This is a genomic window from Polaromonas sp. (assembly GCF_012927485.1).
Lineage (GTDB): Bacteria > Pseudomonadota > Gammaproteobacteria > Burkholderiales > Burkholderiaceae_C > Polaromonas.
Genome location: NZ_JABBPC010000035.1, coordinates 120812 through 138843, shown reverse-complemented (window position 1 = coordinate 138843; position 18032 = coordinate 120812). Strand labels below are relative to the sequence as shown.

Below are 18032 nucleotides of genomic sequence, written 5' to 3'. Positions count from 1 at the left end.
TCAGTATTTCTTCCACACCACGCGGTTCACATAATCCGTGTAGCTGTGGATGATGCGCAGCACCTTGTCCGACACATTGGGCATGCTGTAGTCGCCCACCTGGCGAATGCCGTGCGGGTCAGAGCGATCCTCACCGCGCGGCTGCGCGGCCAGAATGGCCAGGCCCTGGCGCACGCGCTCCACCTCCAGCCCCACCATCATCACAGCGGCCTCTTCCATGCCCTCGGGCCGCTCGTGCGCCTCGCGCAGATTGAGCGCCGGGAAGTTCAGAATCGATGACTCCTCGTTGATGGTACCGCTATCTGACAGCACGGCCTTGGCCGAGAACTGCAGCTTCACATAGTCATGAAAGCCCAATGGCTTGAGCAGGCGTACCTGCTGGTGAAAGCGCGTGCCCGTGGCGTCAATGCGCTTTTGCGTGCGCGGGTGGGTGGACACGATCACCGGCTGTTTGTGGTCTTCCGCCACGGCGTTGAGCACCGCCACCAGCTTGGTGAATGACTGGGGGGATTCGATGTTTTCCTCACGATGGGCGCTGACCACGAAGTAGCCCTGCGCCTCAAGCCCCAGGCGCACCAGCACGTCGGATGCTTCTATACGCGGGCGGTAGTGCGTCAGCACCTCATACATCGGGCTGCCGGTCTTGATCACCAAGTCCGGCGGCAGGCCCTCGCGCAGCAGGTAGTCGCGGGCAATGCTGCTGTATGTCAGGTTCACATCAGCCGTGTGGTCGACAATGCGCCGGTTGGTTTCTTCCGGCACACGCTGGTCAAAGCAACGGTTTCCGGCCTCCATGTGAAAGATCGGAATCTTGCGGCGTTTTGCGGGAATCACAGACAGGCAACTGTTGGTGTCCCCCAGCACCAGCATGGCCTCCGGCTGCACTTGGGCCAGCACCTGGTCCACCGCAATAATCAGGTTGCCAATAGTGTGGGCCGCACTTGTGGTGTTGGCTGCACTGTTCAAAAAATGGTCAGGCTTGCGAATGCTCAGGTCGTCAAAAAAAACCTGGTTCAACTCATAGTCATAGTTTTGCCCGGTGTGCACCAGCACATGGTCGCAATGCTCGTCCAGCCGCGCGAGCACGCGCGAGAGGCGAATAATCTCGGGCCGGGTACCTACCACGGTCATGACTTTGAGTTTTTTCATGGATAAAGAAACTGTTTGAGGCGGCTTACAGCGGGCAGGCAAAGGTGTCGGGCTTTGAACGGTCAAACACTTCATTGGCCCAAAGCATCACGATCATCTCAATAGTGCCAATGTTGGTGATGTCATGCGTCCAGCCGGGCACGGTTTCAACGATCTCGGGTTTTTCGCCCTTAGTGACCAGCTCATGTGTCTGACCGGTTTCCATTTGCCTGAACTTGAAGCGTGCCTGGCCCTTAATGACCAGAAATTTTTCGGTCTTGCTGTGGTGGTAGTGGCCACCCCGGGTAATGCCGGGGTGCGCCGTGAAAAAAGAGAACTGCCCAGCGTCCGGCGTTTTGAGCACTTCCACAAACACGCCGCGCGGGTCGCCATACTGCGGCACAGCGTAAGCAAACGACTCCACCGGCAAGTAGCTCACATAGGTGGCATAGAGCGCCCGCACCAGCCCGGTACCTACGCGTTCGGTCATCAACGTGGCGCGGCTGTCCTTGAAGGCCTGAATCTGCCTGGCCAGTTCGCCCACGGTAGTTGTGTACTGCGGGGCCACAGTACCAAAGCCATCCAGCCCAACTGCCGCGTCAGCGCCATCCATCAGTTGCACAAACCGCTCAATCACATCATCCACGTACACCAGCGTAACCGGCGCAGCCGGATCGTTGATTTGGATCGGAAAACCGCGTGCAATGTTGTGGCAAAACGTGGCCACCGCCGAGTTGTAGTTAGGCTTGCACCATTTGCCGAAAACATTGGGCAGCCGGAATATGTGCGCCGGTACCTGATGGCGATGTGCGGCAGCCAGCAAAGCGCCTTCTGCCCCGCGCTTGCTTTGGCCATAAGGATTGTCGTGCCCGGCCTGCGTAGACGAGGTGTAAACGATGGGCACCTTTTTACGGGCAGCCTCGGCCACTGCGCCCACAGCTTGGCACAGCGCCTGCGTCAAATCCACATTGCCGGTCACAAAATCCTGCGGATCTTGCGGGCGGTTGACGCCCGCAAGGTGAAACACAAAGTCCACCCCGAGCAGCATGGCCGGCAGCTGGACCAAATCGTCATTGCGGGTGAAGCACACCACCTGCACGTCTTTGCGCCCGGCCAGGTGCAGCTGCAGGTTCTTACCGACGAAGCCGTTGGCCCCGGTGATCAGCACCTTCATTGCGCTATTCCTCTGCCACCGCGTATTCACCACGGGCGATGCGCTGCATGAAGTCCAGCTTCAGCAACAGCGCCTTCATGCCCGCTACATCGAGCCGGGTAGTGTTGTGCGAGTTGTAGTCTTCGCCGTGCGTGCTTTGGGTGATGCGCTGCTCGCCCTGCTCCACAAATTTGCCGTAGTTCAAGTCGCGCCCATCAGGCGGCACGCGGAAGTAGTCCCTCCTGTCTTCGGCACAGGCCATCTCTTCGCGGCTGAGCAGCGCTTCATACAACTTCTCGCCGTGGCGGGTGCCGATCTGACGCACCTCGTGCTTCGGCTTTCCCATCAGCTCCAGGAGCGCCTGCGTGAGTACCTGCACCGTGGCAGCAGGAGACTTTTGCACAAAAATGTCGCCGTTACTGCCATGCTCAAACGCGTACAGCACCAGGTCCACCGCATCGTCCAGCGTCATCATGAAGCGCGTCATTGATGGGTCGGTCACGGTGATGGGTTTGCCAGCCAACACCTGCTCAACAAACAACGGAATCACCGACCCGCGTGAGGCCATCACGTTGCCATAGCGCGTGCCACAAATGACTGTGCAAGTAGTCTCCAGGTTACGGCTGGCGGCCACCATCACCTTTTCCATCATGGCCTTACTGATGCCCATGGCGTTAATGGGATACACCGCCTTGTCAGTGCTCAGGCACACCACGCGCCTGACGGCTGCGGCTATTGCGGCCTCCAGAACATTCTCGGTGCCCAGTACATTGGTACGCACTGCCTCCATGGGGTGAAACTCGCACGAAGGCACCTGCTTGAGCGCCGCCGCATGAAACACATAGTCCACCTCACGCATGGCCGCAGCCACACTGCGCAAGTCGCGCACATCCCCGATGTAGAACTTGAGCTTGGGGTGACCGTAGCGCTTACGCATGTCGTCCTGCTTTTTCTCATCGCGGCTGAAGATGCGAATTTCCGCGATATTGGTATCAAGAAAACGCTTCAAAACGGCATTGCCGAATGAGCCCGTACCTCCGGTAATTAACAACACTTTATCAGTAAACATTTCCATCCAATTACAACTAAATGTTTTCAAGAGTTCTACCTTACCGGTCGGTCATGAACTCAAGAGGAAAGGGTGACCGGTTTATAAGAGCAAGATATACCCTCAGTGCATCTTGTCCTATCTTGTCCCATGAATATTTTCGCATCACGACCTGGCGACCCCGTTGACCCATGAGTCGAAGTTCCTCTGCCTCGGTATTCATAGCAGCCTTGAGTGCTGCTGAAATAGATGCAACTCCTGGCGTCACCCACCAACCGCACTTAAAAGTAACAAGATCTTCCCAAGGTGCACCGGTGGTCGTAATTACGGGTACTTCATGAACCAAAGCCTCTGCTACTGCAATACCAAAGTTTTCGGAATAGGTGGGCAATATAAATAATTCGGCATTTTGAAAACATGCCGATTTTTTAACGCCATCCACTAAGCCAACAAATTCAAAATCAGACGCTAAGCCGCGAGCCGCAATTGCTCCCTGCACTTCCGATTGATGACCATCTTCATCCGGTCCTGCGATAACAATTCGCCAAGTTTGATCACGGACTTGGGCCCAGGCCTCGACCAAATCCAGCAACCCCTTTTTAGGATGTATCCGCGAAAGAAACAGTATCGTCCGCTTTCCATCAGCTAATACATGCTCTGGCAGGCTGTTAATATCGACACCATTTGGTATCACCGCTATCGGCTGCGAAAGTCGTAACCGACGTATGCTATCGGCCTCTTGCGGCGCGGTAGCAAAGAACATAGCCGCAGCCCGGTTAACCATACCTTGATATGTCACCAATGCAATCGCTTTTTTCAATCGCTTTTGATTTAGCGCCCAAGGCTCGTAACTACCATGCGGTGAAATTATGTAAGGTATTCCCTGCTTATTCGCAACCCGCGCAGCAATCATCAAAAAAGGCAGCCACACGCCATGAAGATGAATAATATCGGGCCGATGCTGCGCACAATACTCGACAATCTGCGTCTGCTGCTGGATCAACCTCTGTGCGAAGTTGCCGGAAAGCGAATAATTCACGCACTCAAAACTATCGACATTTGCAATTGGCTTTAACAGTGTCTGGCTCCCGTTAGAAGCTGAAAACAAGGTGACTCTGGCACCGGCCTTGGCAACGGCTTCTCCAAAGCGCAGAGCTGCGAGACCCAAGCCACCGGAGCTTAGTGCGATATCGGGGACAATATGTAGTAGTTTAAGCATTCTAAAAATGCCTCACTCAATTTCGATCTTTGTTAATAGAAAGTGACTAATCTTCAGACACTGCTTTGACCAAGTCATATTCTCTGAAATAAACAATCGTGCCTTCTCTCCTTTTGCGAAATTATAAGCGGCACCATTTTTCATACTTTCTAGAATTCCCGCCGCCACGCCTTGATCAGTCTCATCATCAACCACATATGCATATTCAGCTGGGTCAAAACTTCCGCCAGTAACGCGAGTAGTCAAAACTGGAACACCGGTAGCCAGGCATTCAATCAACTTGGACGGGAAAAAATATCCTGTATTCAACTGCTTAGTAATACGTATGCACATCAGCAACTGCGCACCTCTATAAAGCGCGGTTACTTCGCTGTGTGAAATCACTCCAAGGTAAGTAATACGCGCGTCTTTTTCGGCTGCCTTCTTAACCGTGTCACTCAGCAGTCCGCTACCTACAATCACCATCCGCAACTCAGCGTTCGTCAGCCGTGCCATAGCCCGAAGCATTAACTCAATTCCATTATCTTCATTGAGTCGACCAGCATATACCATGGTGAAAGTCGATGGCGACCTCGCCAAAGATGAAAAAATAATTGCGGATGGTAAGACTGCAACGCCGCCCTCTACAACAATTCCATTATTGGTGGCATTAAAATCAAATAAAATCTTTGACGTGATTGCTATGACACCATCAAGTCTAGGAAGTAACCATTTATGTTTCCAATATTCAAAACGCCAGCGCCAACTATCTGGGACAGTCTGTCCCGGCACATGAATATCATACACCATGGCAAAACAATGCACCCCTCGAATCAACCTAAGTAAAAGACCTAACAAACCAGAGGGGATAGTCACATTGTAAAATAAGACAACATCGCCTCGTCGTGCGTTTACCAAAAGGTTTAATAGCACGCCCGCATTCACAGTAATCGCACGCAGGCCGGGAAGATTTAAATACGGTATAGCATAAAAGTCTATGTCTCCCGGTAAAGTTCGATGTTTACCGGAAAAATAAACCCGTTTACCCACCGGAAATATCCTGTTTGGAAAATAAGAAATTACCTGAATAAGCTCTACCACTGTGTCAGTAAATCCGCGTATCAATCCTAGCTGGCACAAATTGCCCGCGTGACTGATTGCATCCGAGCTAGATTCATCACCAGCCGGGACGACTGAGCCAACAAAGTGCATGCGGATTGTTTTAAATTTATTATTCAACGTAAGTCCTAATTTTGATCTAAATTAGGGCGATAAAAAACACTTCCAGAAAGCTTTAATCCATAAAAAACTAGAATATTAAATAGCAAGGAATAGCGCATATCCTGACTACTAAACATAAGTACAAACGAAATGAATAAAACAGTTTTCACGACAAATCTATCGGATAACTTTGCTGGCAGGCGCATTAGGGCCAACATGATAATTAATCCATATAACAAACCGTAGGTTGCCAATACAGACATAAAGGAGTTGGTGGATAGACCAGAGGCTTCAAGAGGCACACCAAAATGCAGATTTGAATACGTTTGAAACAAATTCCCGTAATTTCCCAACCCAGAGCCGAATAATGGATGATTTATGAATATCTCAAAATTCACAACAATGGATGCAACCCTTGCAATTGAACTTTCAAACGATATCGAATCGGTGTCCAGTTTAGAAAAAACTTTAAAGTACAGATCTTCCTGAAAACCAAAAACAAAAGTAACGATCATGAAAAACAAAGCGACCAAAACAATCTTCGATTGAAAATGGGCCGCCCCGTCTTTAAACATATATCCAATTGTCATCAGAGCCATTACCGCAAAAGCAGTAGTAGAAAATGTGGCAAACAATGCTATTAAGAAGCAAGCAATAAATTTTATATTTACCTTCATTTTTATTGAAAGAAATAATTCAAACATTATGGCAAGCAGGATATATATTGCAAATACACCAGGCTCACGAAAAATGCTTGAATTTCTTACTTCACCAACCCCCTTATATACAGAGCCTACATATAAATTAACAAACTCCACTCCCGCAGTATTTTCTCCCGTCGGAAAATAATCAAGTATCCACTCATAGTAATTTGCAATTATAAATATAAGGATTGAAAACAAACACAGGATGAAAATATACTTCTTAAAAAGACTTGCAAACACCTCAAAGTCCAAAGACTGGGTAATGAGGAAAGCCAGAAACACTATCCAAATCTGATAAACATAGCCACCAGTAAAATCAAGATTGGACAACAAGGTTAAAAGAATCGAGGCAACTATGGCAGAGATAAAATAAATTCCACGTGATCGAAATACTTTAAGGTTTAAATTGGTTAATAGCCCTAACGTAACAATCAGATAAACTAAATTCTTGAATATCAGGTAACTCTTACTTGCATTGGTCCCGAACAGAATAGTATCATCTGAAAGAAAAATTACCATTCCTAGCAAAAACACCAACGAGTAACTGACCTTTTTTTCGCCAGATTCCAAAATTTTAGGCGTCGTATAAAGCTTACCTAATAAACTCATTTATGGGCCAATCCCTATTTCCGATAAAATTTTATGTTCGATTCAAAACAGATGTCACCGAATCGCTTCGCTCGCGAATCTGTTTGTATTTAGTCATGCATGCGGTCCGCATGGCCTCATAATCTTGTTCCGTAACCTGCGACATTTCGTTTATTTTATGCGCTAGCGACTCGGGGTCGGAATTTATGAAAAATACGCCATTGGTACTATCAACTAACTCTTCCATGCCCTTCACGTCCGATACTATAACTGGCTTACCGACCGAAAAGGCCTCGAGAATCGGCAATGACGCATGTGGTTTTGAAAATGGACATATTGCCGCGATGCTGTTCTCGTAGTAATAAAACACGTCATCAACTAATCCGACATGGATAATTTTTCCTGATTTCTTAAGCTTATCAATCAGACGTTTATTTTTAAGAAAGAACGGATCCAAATTTTGCCGAACTAGGCGCTTTAATCCATGACTCGCGTATTCGGATTCTCCACCAAGAAAAAATATTCTTATATTTTCATCCAAATACTCCAGCGACTCAACCAACTGCTCAAATCCTTTAATACGCGCCATACCTCCCAAATATACAAAATACTTAAATTTTCGATTTATTAGTTTATACTCTGATTGGCTCCGATTTTTAGTCACCACTGGATCATAAACAACTGTTGTCTTGTGCTGCAAGTCCAATCGACTGGCATTATCATGCGATATTGCAATAACTTGGTCGCAGTATTTATTAATAGTTTGGCGTATAATTTCGTATTTAAATTTGAACAATCCCCTGGATAGCGGTTCTCGAACATGAATTACCACTTTCTTTTTCGCGAGTTTCGACGCCCTCGCCCAGTCTGAAATGAAAATTGAATTCAAATAAACAATCTCGTAATCGAAAACAATATTTTTCAACTCTTTACCAGCAAAATAATATTTGCTAAGATAATACAAAATTACAGATTTATTATTTCTAATTGAATCAATAATATTAAAATACGCGGCATCGCTATGAATAAAGAGTTGATAAAATTTTGCATAAAATCGTGATTTCGCCACCGTGACCGTCGCGCCAGTCTGGCGTATATAATCTACTGCAATTCCGTCAAAAATAGATAAAACATGTACCCTATTGTTTTCCTTAAGTTCCGCAATCAATCCCAACAATGCAATTAATCCACCGCCTACTCCCTGGCCATGATGAATGACGAGAATGGATTTCATATGTCTATCCACCATGTAGACCTACCCAGCGTTGAAGTAATGGCGGTAGGGAAACGTGCACCCCAAAATAATCTTCGTGGGGGTTCTTTAATAACTTTTTGCCAAGTACGCGGTGAAGAATAATCATACTCAACTTGGCCGTGGTTACAGCAAAAGATATGCCTCGAATCGGTGGCTTTAGTGTGAATTTTGTCGATTTCTCTTTTGAAATAAGCGCATTAGCTTTCATGTGCAACTCACTCTGCATGTCAGGCCCAATATGATCGACTTCATTATCAAACGACTGCCCTAGCAACTCAGCTCTGACGTCGAATTTGAATTCGTTGCCAAATATCCCAAGAGCACCATGCGCCATACCGCTAAGCGCAGGTGCATTAAGGCAAGGATGCAGGAGATGATGTTTATGGCGGCGCGCATAACCAAGCACACCAGGCGCTGGATATTTGGCCTGAGCGAGAGTAATAGCGGCATTGCAGTGTTTGAGCATTATTACGGGCAGCCCAATACTGATTAGCAAATCAGTCGAATCAAAATAATTCCACGATCTGAAATTTGTTTTTTGTATTGACTGGACGTGGTTGGTAGCGTCCAGAATTTGGAGGACGCAGCCACATGCTAGTCAAGAATTCACGCGGGTGAACTTTCGAAGCATTGCGGTTGGCGTGGACGAGTGTTTTCACAAAAAGTAGGGAAAGTTTGAGCGTTATTCAGACTGGAAATTTATGGTCGGATTTTGAGGCCACGGATTCAAAATATTGATAAAATATAAAACTATTTTATTTTTTGATTTCAATACGAAACCCCGCTGCTTCAATAACCGTCTTATGATCGGGTTGACGCCCCACCGATCTTAATGCTTTAACGCTATGTTTGATATATAGCAATGGTGGCCCAAACATACTTCTTTTCAATACTACAAGAAGCTTAAATCGCCTTAACCTTCTTTTAACATTAATTTGAATGTTTGTATTAGAGTTTTTTAAAGCAAGATCCCATGATAAAACTATTTTAGCGATGGCAGTTTTGTTAAGCACATTTCTACTGATTTTTTCATAAATCTCGCGGTAACATGCAACAAAATATTCTTCCCAATCCATTTCAACATTTGCCAGATTTCCGTTAGTGATTTCTTTAACCATTAAAAAATCGCTAAAAATCCCACTTTCCACAATAAAACGTTTTATTGGTACGTACTTGTAGGGATCAGGCAAATTTAATGTATTTAAGTAACTATCCCCGTTGGAAGCCATAGCATTTCCTCCGTTGCTAACGGCTAGACCTTGCGAAATAAATAATGATTTATTGATATGAATAATACTTGGTGCGTAAGCCAACAGTAAAAACGCCGAACTATAATCTGGACTAATTGGCAAGAAAAGAGCACCGTGTTTTTCTCTGACATGCTCTGCCAGGTCTGCTCTGTAGCAACTGTTTAACCCTCTAGGCAGAGAATAGGGGTAATTCGTCGATTTACGTACAAAATCTCGAGCTACAAAGCTTGTCGGTAGTATTTCTACCTCCTGGAGTCGTTGATCGATAGTTTTGTAAAACTCAATGCCATTTTTCGCATCATAAAGAGACCATCTCCATGAGCAAATTGCGACCTCCGGGTGATCAACGAGCTCTTTATGTATTGTAGTTAAGGCATGTTGTTTAAGAACAGAACGATCTGTCAATATCAACACATACTTACCAAGCGTCTTTTTTGTCGCAAATTCCCAATGCAATGGCATATTGAGTTCACACTCCGTGCGAAAATAGCGAATCGACGAATTTCCTTTGAATAATTCAACTACTTTTCGCGTTCGATTGTCGTTGAAGTTATCGGAAACGATTAATTCATAATCAGAAAAATCCTGACGAAGTACACTACTTATTGCATCCTGGAGTAGATCTGGTCGACCTTTTGTGGGAATTACAATTGAAAAAAAAGGATATTTTAAACTTTCACACACTTTCTAATTCCCTAGTCAGTTTGTATAGAGTTCTTTAGCCTTCGACTCACATGCATGAGCAGAATAATCATCCTCGAGAACACTTGTTGCCGTAACAGCGGTGCAGCAACCGTCGCTGAGGCTAGGGTAAGGCTGGAAGCCACAGCCAGAACTGTCAGCTGGCCGATCGGATGCACCATCGAAGGTACCAGCCGGCGCACCAGCAACGCTGCCACGATTGATGTGAGAAGGGGTAGAAAGACATCTTGACCATACCAACGCCATTTTTCGTAAATCAAGATTTTACGATACATAAAGTGAATGCCAATCAGCACATAACCGGCATTCAGACCCGCCCAAACCCAAGCAGCACCTTCTGCGCCGTAGCGGGGTGTTGCCCACAAAATGGCGGGCACGATGATGGCCACCGAGACGATATTGATGCGGGTGGTCAAACCCGTCCAACCATGGGCAAGCTGGGTTTGGTAGGGTATCCACATCAAACCATTGAGCAAGTTGCCCAGCGCCAGCAGGCTGAGCAAGGTGGCGCTGCGGTGGGCCAGTTCGGCATCGCGCGTCCAGAGCTGCAAAATGGGCTCGGCAAATACAATCATTACTACGGCGGCACTTCCCATAAACACAGACACCAGTTGCGCACCTTGGTGGTATTTTGTGATTAACTCGGCCTGCTGATTATTGGCGTGCAATTCACTGAGGCGTGGAAACCAAGCTTGGGTGATGGGGCCAGTGAGCATGTACAGCGCAGCAGCCACTACTGTCGCCAGGGAGTAGTAGCCATAGTCGCTGAGGGTGAGCAGTTTGGAGAGCATGATTTTGTCCACCTGCGTCAGCAGCAGTGTTAAAAAAGTGATGCCCATCATTCCGCCGGCAAAACTGCCAATGCCCCGCAGAGCGGGCATCGAAAACTGACCATCGCGTTCGGCTTTGGGCAGGGCGCGATAGGTCACGCTGGCCAGCACACCCAAGGTGAGCAGTGAAATAACACCTTGCCAAATAAAAAAGGCTTCAATCGTGGGTGATACCCACATCAAAATACCCACCGCACCCAGCCCGCGCAGGGTGGCCAGTGCGCTGTTGACTGCGTTGTACAGCACCTGGCGTTGCAGGCCGACGATGGCGCTGCGGTAAATGCCCTCAACAAAACGGAGGGCGGTGACCGCACCCATGATGGTAAAAGCTTGGGCGACAGTGTCGATGGGCAGGTTTTCAGCACGCAGCCAGTCACTTGCCAGCCAACCCGAGGCGGCCCAAATACCCAGTCCTACTAGCGCTGCAATGCCCAGCGCGATGACCTCAATACTGCGCAGCAAATCACGGATGGATGTGGCGCTATGGGTGCCGCCGGTAAAGCGCGCCATCTCGCGATTGAGCGTGGGGGTCATGCCCATGTCAAGCAGGCTGAGCCAGGCTTGCAACACCCCAAACAAGCCGATCAAACCATAGGCTTCAATCCCCAGATACTTGATGTATAGGGGGATGAAGGCCAAACCCATGAGGGTGGTCCAGCCTTGGCCTAGGTAGTTGGCGATGAGGTTGCGTTTAAGCATGCGCGTTTGTGTTCAGGTGATGCGCTTCAAATAGCCATCCGGCGCTACGGTAATCAGGAGCTTATGCTGAATGCTCTTATCGATCTCAAATTCAGGGTGCGTCTTAAGGTATTCCCATACTGCCGTTTTCGGATTATCACCAGGCCCCCAAGGGCGGTCTGGGAACATCTCCTTCGGCATGTCTTCGACCACGGTATCGAAGACCACGCAATAGCTACCCTTGCTGGTCAGTGGTGCATAGGCTTGCAGTTCTGCCAGAACATGGTCGTGGGTGTGGTTGCTGTCGAGAATCACGAACACGCGCGAATACCCCGCTGCGAAATCCTTGACTTGCTGGACAACGTCCGGCGCTATGCTCGATCCTTGGATCATATGGATCCTGGAGGCCATAGGATGGGCCTCGATCGCTGCGCGATTGTGCGAGCGGATATCGATATCGATGCCCAGGACTTTTCGCCTGGATGATTTGGGGTCTATCGACTTATTTGCCTCGATGGCTTCGCACATATCCAGCAAGGCAAGCATCGAAGCGCTGAAGATCAGCGAACCGCCGTGCGCGATGCCGGTTTCGATGATCAGGTCGGGTTTGATCGACCAGATCAGCTCCTGCAGCGCAACGATGTCTTGCGGGTACTGGATGACCGGCCGGCTTTGCCACTCGAAGTGATAGGAGTACTTCAGCAGGTTGACCGCAGTCATCCAGTCGTTGGTTAGCTTTTTAACCGGTTGATTTTCGCCCAAAGCGGCAACTTCAACTTTGCACTCGGCTTTGAATTTTTCGTGTTCATTCATGATTGGACTTTCTTGATTTCAATTGATACTTCAAAATGATCTCCTATATCTTCAAACTGGCAACCGGGATGCCCCGCAAATGTTCTCGCCCTCAACAAATTGAGGATATCCCTTGCGCTATAAAGTCGATCAAGGTCGATTCGGCTGGCGGACTCGATTTCGGACGAGTGATGGAACGACGCAAGCTCGCTATTTTGGGCGGTTGACTCGAAATCCCCTGCCCGCAATCCCGGATACGTACTGCAGAAAAGCTCGACCATGGCCTCCTGCGCTTTCGCATATAGACTGCCGCCGTTGTCGCTCCAGCCGTACGCTATTTCGCGCTGTGCCACGATTTCACCAGTATCGACGCCTTCATCCACGCGATGCAATGTCACGCCAAACGGAGTCTGTTCGACGAGCGTCCAGAAGTTGTAGTGCTTGCCGCGATTATGAGGAAGCAGGCTCGGGTGAGTGTTGACGAACCCATGCTTCGGGAAGGCCAGAAGTGGATTGCGAATGATCTTCGGCCACCAGGCCAGAACACCAAGATCTACACCGTCGGCAAGGGCGGCAGGAACCGCATGGCTGGCGTCATAAAGATCGACAGCGAGGCCCCGACTTTCAGCCAACGCATGTATTTCATTTTTCTGCGTGGTGACGATCAAAGCCAAATCCCCGAGGTAGGAGTCCACCAGAAACTGTGTGATGCGCAAGCCCACCTGTCCATCTGCGAAAAGTGCGAGCTTCATGGCATCATCGCTGCAGACACAAGCGCAACAACACACTTATCACACGATCCATATCTTCTCGGGTTATGTCGTGATAGGAGGGCAGATTGATCGCGCGCCCCGGCAACCCATCCGACACCGGGTTCACTGCATGGCTATCAAGGAACGGTAGCGAACTCAGCGGCCAGAAGAACACGCGTGCGTCAATATTCTCGGTCGTAAAAGCCTGCTGCAACGCCTCCCGAGTGATGTGCGTATCCTTTGGCATGACAACTGTGGGCATCCACGCACCGTTTACGGTATCTGACGGCTCCGGATTCATCTGCAGGCCGGGAATGCCCGTCAGGCCCTTCTTGTAGTAGGACAGGATTTCACGCTTGCGACGCGTCAGCTCCTCAATGCGCTCAATCTGTGCACATCCCAAGGCCGCCTGGATGTTCGACATCTTGTATTTGAACCCCACCATATCCGGCCAAAACTGCTTGGTCTGACCGCGTGCTCGCCCATGGTTGCTGAGCGTCAGCACATGCTCATAGAGTTCGGCATCGTTGGTGACGAACATGCCGCCCTCGCCGGTTGTCACGGTCTTGCTGCCATGAAAGGAGAATGCACCAAACTTGCCGATGGAGCCAGCCCGATTGCCGTGGTAGACAGAACCAATGCCTTCTGCAGCGTCCTCGATCACCGGTATCCCGTGCTTTTCACCGATCAGCAGCAGCGCGTCGAGGTCGCAGAGGTTGCCATACAAGTGAACGGCGAGTATGGCTTTGGTCTTGGGTGTGATCACGGCCTCTATCCTCGCGGGATCGATGCACCAGCTGTCTTCCAACACGTCGACAAAAACTGGTTTGGCACCGAGGTAGGTAACGGGAGCCGCCGAAGCGATCCAGTTGGTATCGCCCAGGATGACTTCGTCGCCGGGGCCAACGCCGAGGGCGGCCATGCCCATATGCAGTGCGCCGGTGCAACTCGAAGTCGCTATCGCATATTCCACCCCGAGATGCTCCTTGAACGCTGCCTCAAAGCGATTGATGTACTCGTAACATTTCTCACCCCAACCATTAGTAGCCGCATCAGTGGCATAGCGAACCTCTAGTTCGGTGATGGATGGCTTGGTGTAATAGATGCGAGGTTTCATGCGATCTCCAGTTTTGGCACAGCCGTGACAAATTTCGTACCCAGCTCGGCCAAACGAGCATTTTGCTGCTTGACCTCGGCGGCTATGTTCCAGGGCAAGATCACCAGGTAGTCGGGGCGTTGTTCAAGTAGCACGGTTGGCGCCAGGATGGGAATGTGGCTGGCCGGCATGAACTTGCCTTGTTTGGCGACGGCGGCGTCGCAAACGAACGGTAGCAGGTCAGGCTTGACGCCTGCGTAATTGAGCAGCGTATTTCCCTTGGCCGCTGCACCGTAGGCGGCCACTCGTCTGCCCGCGCGTTTTTGTTCGATCAGGAAAGCCAGGAGATCGTCCTTGACTCGATTAGCCTTAGCCTGAAACTTTTGGTACGTGGCGAGCGTTTGCAGGCCACGCTGCGCTTCCTCTGCCAGCATCGCGCCAACGGCAGGAGTGGTCGCGTGCGCCTCTTCGGCATGGCAGCCATAAATGCGCAAGCTGCCGCCATGCGTTGGCAATTCTTCTATGTCCCAAACACGCAAACCAGCCGCTTTGAAGATGCGTTCAACCGTGTAGAGAGAGAGGTAAGAAAAATGCTCGTGATAGACGGTGTCGAACTGGGTGTGCTCAATTAAGCGCATCAGGTGAGGAAATTCCAGGGTAATGGTGCCGCCGGGTTTGAGTGCGGCTTTCAGGCCACGGGTGAAGTCGTTGATGTCGGGCACATGGGCGTAGACATTGTTACCGGCGATGAGATCGGCCTGTTTGCCTGAGGTGGCAAGTTGCTTGCCTAGTTGCTCGCCAAAGAACTCGCGCAAGACAGGAATACCGAGCTTCTCGGCGGCGGCGGCGGTACTGGCGGTGGGCTCGATGCCCAGGCAGGGAATTCCTGCTGCCACGAAATTCTTGAGTAGGTAGCCATCGTTGGAAGCGACCTCGATGACCAAGGAGTCTTTGGTGAGATTTAACTGCCTGGTCATTTTTTCTGCATAACTTGCCGCGTGGATCAACCAGCCGCTAGAAGTGCTGGAAAAATAGGCATAGTCGGAGCTAAACAATTCGTCGGCCTGGGTGTAATCCTCGGTTTGCACCAGCCAACATTGATCGCAGACCTTGATTTTAAGGGGATAGTACTTTTCTGGCCTGGCGAGGTCTGCATCTGTCAGATAGGCGTTCGATGGGGGTGCGAACCCGAGGTCGAGGAAAGTGTGCTCAAGTGAGGATTCGCAATGACGGCATTTCACAGCGTCAGTCCTTTAAATTGAGGGTCGAGCATAGGGAGGTGTGCATCTCTGGCTGACAGTTCTGTGATGGCCAGTGGCCAGGTAATTGACAGCATGGAGTCTTTCGGGTTGAGCCCAGCCTCTGCACCTGGCGTATAGGCCCGTGAGTGCAAGTAAATGAGCTCGCAGTCGTCACAAAGGGTTTGGAAACCGTGAGCGAAGCCTTCGGGTATGAGCAGTGCGCGGTGATTGGCGGCGGAAAGCTCCTCGGCGTGCCATTGCAAAAAGGTGGGCGACGCGGCGCGGAGGTCCACTGCCACATCCCAAATTGCGCCGCGCAAACAAGTTACGAGCTTCATCTCGGCATACGGGGCGTTCTGAAAATGCAAGCCGCGAATCGTACCCTGCTTTTGCGTGAGCGTTTGATTAATCTGGATGATGGGTTTGTGCCAGCCCGCAGCGGCGAGTTCGTCGGCGCAGAACAGCCGCGCGAGGAAGCCGCGGCTATCGCCCTGTTGTTGACGCTCGACGATCTTGAGATCGTCGATGGGGGTATCGAGAATAGTAAAGCGGCTCATGATTCCCCACTTGATTCGCTGGCCGTTTCGTAGGCTGAAATGTCTGCCTCGCATAGTGCCCGAGCGTCAGCACCTTCATGCTGCTGACGATACCAGTGGATAGTGCGCTGCACGGACTCAACCAGTGGCCAGCGCGGTTTAACGCCCAGCACGGTACGTGCCTTGGCGATCTCAAGGGCCAGCCAGCCAGCTTCGTGCGGGCCTTCGGTGCCATCACCCCAAGAGACTTGCCCCATGCCATAGGCGCCTTGAGCGAGTTGTACGACTTCGCGCACGGTCGCCGCTTCATGAGTTTGCGGGCCAAAGTTGTAGGCACCCGCCACGGTCGGTTGTTGCCAGAGTTGCTCGGCAAGTTTGATGTAGCCGGCAACAGGCTCCAAAACATGTTGCCAGGGGCGGATGGCTTGCGGGCGGCGAATCTGTAATGGCTGGTTTGTATTCCAGGCGAGGATGGCGTCTGGAATTAGACGGTCTGCGGACCAGTCACCGCCACCGATGACATTGCCGGCACGGGCCGATGCAACGGCGATGCCTTTGTTGTTCAGGTAGGAATCACGGTAACTGGCGATAACGATTTCCGCAGCAGCCTTGCTGGCGCTGTAGGGATCGTGACCACCAAGCGCATCCGTCTCGCGGTATGGGTAAGGCTGTTCCAGGTTCTTGTAGACCTTGTCGGTTGTAATGGCAACAACCACCCGGACCGAGTCGAGCGGCCGCAGAGCGTCGAGCACATTGGCGGTGCCTTGAACGTTGGTGGCAAAGGTCGTCAGCGGATCTCGGTAGCTGGCATGCACCAACGCTTGCGCGGCTAAGTGGAAAACGATCTCTGGCTGGGCTTTGATGATCAACGTAGCGAGCGCGGTTGACTCGCGAATATCGCAAAAATGACTATCGGTGATCGTTTGGATGCTAGCCAGGCTAAAAAGGTTGGGCGTAGTCTGCGGGGCTAGGCTAATTCCGGTGACCTGTGCACCAAGTCGGTGGAGCCAAAGTGCCATCCAGGCGCCCTTGAAGCCAGAGTGGCCGGTAAGAAGAACGCGTTTTCCGCGCCAGAAATGAGTCGTCATTGCCAGACCTTCCACGGCGCCTTACCGCTAGCCCAAAGTTCCTCAAGGTGAACTTTGTCACGCAAGGTATCCATAGGTTGCCAAAAACCGCTATGCTGGAAGGCTGCAAGCTGACCCTGACTAGCCAGGGTTTCCAGCGGGCCGCGCTCCCACACTATGGTGTCGTCCTTGATGAGGTTAATCACCTCGGGGGAAAGCACAAAGAAACCGCCATTGATCATGGCGCCATCGCCCTTGGGTTTTTCTTTGAAGGTGCGGATTTTGTGGCCCTCGAAATCGAGTGCGCCGAAACGTCCTGGAGGTAAGGTCGCGGTGAGCGTGGCTTTTACCTTTTGCGCTTTGTGAAAGGCAATGAGCTCGGCGATGTTTATGTCGCTGACGCCATCGCCATAGGTGAAGCAAAAAGCCTCTTCATCTTGCAAGTACTGCGCAACGCGCTTCAGTCGTCCACCGGTCTGCGTTTCGTCACCCGTATCGACGAGAGTTACCTTCCAGGGCTCTGCTTTTTGCTGGTGTACTTCCATACGGTTATTGACCATGTCGAAAGTAACATCGGACATGTGTAGGAAATAATTGGCGAAGTATTCCTTGATCACATAACCCTTGTAACCACAGCAGATCACGAAGTCGTTGATCCCGTAGTGGGAATAAATCTTCATAATATGCCAGAGAACGGGCATGCCACCGATTTCGATCATTGGCTTAGGCTTGAGGTGGGTTTCTTCGGAAATACGGGTGCCGAGGCCACCAGCGAGAATGACTGCTTTCATTT

17 protein-coding genes are annotated in these 18032 nt (G+C 50.4%); all 17 read right to left on the bottom strand.

Annotated elements, in window-relative coordinates; all coding sequences use genetic code 11:
• The 17 genes from wecB to rfbF all read right to left on the bottom strand — a co-directional run bounded on the left by wecB (position 1) and on the right by rfbF (position 18030).
• The gene (gene wecB / locus HHJ16_RS14395; protein ID WP_296901669.1) at positions 1 to 1149 is read right to left on the bottom strand and encodes a UDP-N-acetylglucosamine 2-epimerase (non-hydrolyzing); all 1149 of its coding nucleotides are present in this window, start codon (positions 1147 to 1149) and stop codon (positions 1 to 3) included.
• A 25-nt stretch (positions 1150 to 1174) separates the two neighbouring features.
• Positions 1175 to 2302, bottom strand: a complete 1128-nt coding sequence (locus HHJ16_RS14390; protein WP_296901668.1) for a capsular polysaccharide biosynthesis protein CapF — start codon at positions 2300 to 2302, stop codon at positions 1175 to 1177.
• A gap of 4 nt (positions 2303 to 2306) precedes the next feature.
• Positions 2307 to 3350 carry a polysaccharide biosynthesis protein gene (locus HHJ16_RS14385; protein WP_296901862.1) on the bottom strand — a complete coding sequence of 348 codons (1044 nt, stop codon included), beginning with the start codon at positions 3348 to 3350 and terminating at the stop codon, positions 2307 to 2309.
• A gap of 40 nt (positions 3351 to 3390) precedes the next feature.
• Positions 3391 to 4548, bottom strand: a complete 1158-nt coding sequence (locus HHJ16_RS14380) for a glycosyltransferase (RefSeq protein WP_296901666.1) — start codon at positions 4546 to 4548, stop codon at positions 3391 to 3393.
• A 12-nt stretch (positions 4549 to 4560) separates the two neighbouring features.
• A complete protein-coding gene (locus HHJ16_RS14375; protein WP_296901664.1) occupies positions 4561 to 5766 on the bottom strand; it encodes a glycosyltransferase family 4 protein in 1206 nt (401 codons plus the stop codon).
• Positions 5767 to 5774: 8 nt separating this feature from the next.
• Positions 5775 to 7061 (bottom strand): O-antigen ligase family protein, encoded by a 1287-nt coding sequence (locus tag HHJ16_RS14370; protein WP_296901662.1) that lies wholly within the window; start codon positions 7059 to 7061, stop codon positions 5775 to 5777.
• Positions 7062 to 7092: 31 nt separating this feature from the next.
• The gene (locus tag HHJ16_RS14365; protein WP_296901659.1) at positions 7093 to 8274 is read right to left on the bottom strand and encodes a glycosyltransferase family 4 protein; all 1182 of its coding nucleotides are present in this window, start codon (positions 8272 to 8274) and stop codon (positions 7093 to 7095) included.
• A 4-nt stretch (positions 8275 to 8278) separates the two neighbouring features.
• Positions 8279 to 8761, bottom strand: a complete 483-nt coding sequence (locus tag HHJ16_RS14360; RefSeq protein ID WP_296901657.1) for a hypothetical protein — start codon at positions 8759 to 8761, stop codon at positions 8279 to 8281.
• 289 nt (positions 8762 to 9050) lie between these two features.
• Positions 9051 to 10229 carry a glycosyltransferase family A protein gene (locus HHJ16_RS14355; RefSeq protein ID WP_296901655.1) on the bottom strand — a complete coding sequence of 393 codons (1179 nt, stop codon included), beginning with the start codon at positions 10227 to 10229 and terminating at the stop codon, positions 9051 to 9053.
• An 11-nt stretch (positions 10230 to 10240) separates the two neighbouring features.
• Positions 10241 to 11776 (bottom strand): oligosaccharide flippase family protein, encoded by a 1536-nt coding sequence (locus tag HHJ16_RS14350; RefSeq protein WP_296901654.1) that lies wholly within the window; start codon positions 11774 to 11776, stop codon positions 10241 to 10243.
• Between the two features lie 12 nt (positions 11777 to 11788).
• Positions 11789 to 12568: a cephalosporin hydroxylase family protein gene (locus HHJ16_RS14345; protein WP_296901652.1), complete on the bottom strand. Its 780-nt coding sequence runs from the start codon at positions 12566 to 12568 to the stop codon at positions 11789 to 11791.
• On the bottom strand, positions 12565 to 13299 hold the full coding sequence (locus HHJ16_RS14340; protein ID WP_296901651.1) for a formyltransferase family protein: 735 nt from the start codon (positions 13297 to 13299) through the stop codon (positions 12565 to 12567). Before HHJ16_RS14340 ends, HHJ16_RS14345 begins: the two co-directional genes overlap by 4 nt.
• Positions 13300 to 13303: 4 nt before the next feature.
• The gene (locus HHJ16_RS14335) at positions 13304 to 14416 is read right to left on the bottom strand and encodes a DegT/DnrJ/EryC1/StrS aminotransferase family protein (RefSeq protein WP_296901649.1); all 1113 of its coding nucleotides are present in this window, start codon (positions 14414 to 14416) and stop codon (positions 13304 to 13306) included.
• Positions 14413 to 15636 (bottom strand): class I SAM-dependent methyltransferase, encoded by a 1224-nt coding sequence (locus HHJ16_RS14330; protein WP_296901648.1) that lies wholly within the window; start codon positions 15634 to 15636, stop codon positions 14413 to 14415. Before HHJ16_RS14330 ends, HHJ16_RS14335 begins: the two co-directional genes overlap by 4 nt.
• Entirely contained in the window at positions 15633 to 16193 is a 561-nt protein-coding gene (rfbC, locus tag HHJ16_RS14325; RefSeq protein WP_296901646.1) for a dTDP-4-dehydrorhamnose 3,5-epimerase, read from the bottom strand. The genes HHJ16_RS14330 and rfbC overlap by 4 nt, the downstream gene beginning before the upstream one ends.
• Positions 16190 to 17260, bottom strand: coding sequence for a CDP-glucose 4,6-dehydratase (rfbG, locus tag HHJ16_RS14320; RefSeq protein WP_296901644.1), 1071 nt, complete (start codon positions 17258 to 17260; stop codon positions 16190 to 16192). Before rfbG ends, rfbC begins: the two co-directional genes overlap by 4 nt.
• Positions 17257 to 18030 carry a glucose-1-phosphate cytidylyltransferase gene (gene rfbF / locus HHJ16_RS14315; RefSeq protein WP_296901642.1) on the bottom strand — a complete coding sequence of 258 codons (774 nt, stop codon included), beginning with the start codon at positions 18028 to 18030 and terminating at the stop codon, positions 17257 to 17259. Before rfbF ends, rfbG begins: the two co-directional genes overlap by 4 nt.
• Positions 18031 to 18032 lie beyond the last annotated feature (2 nt).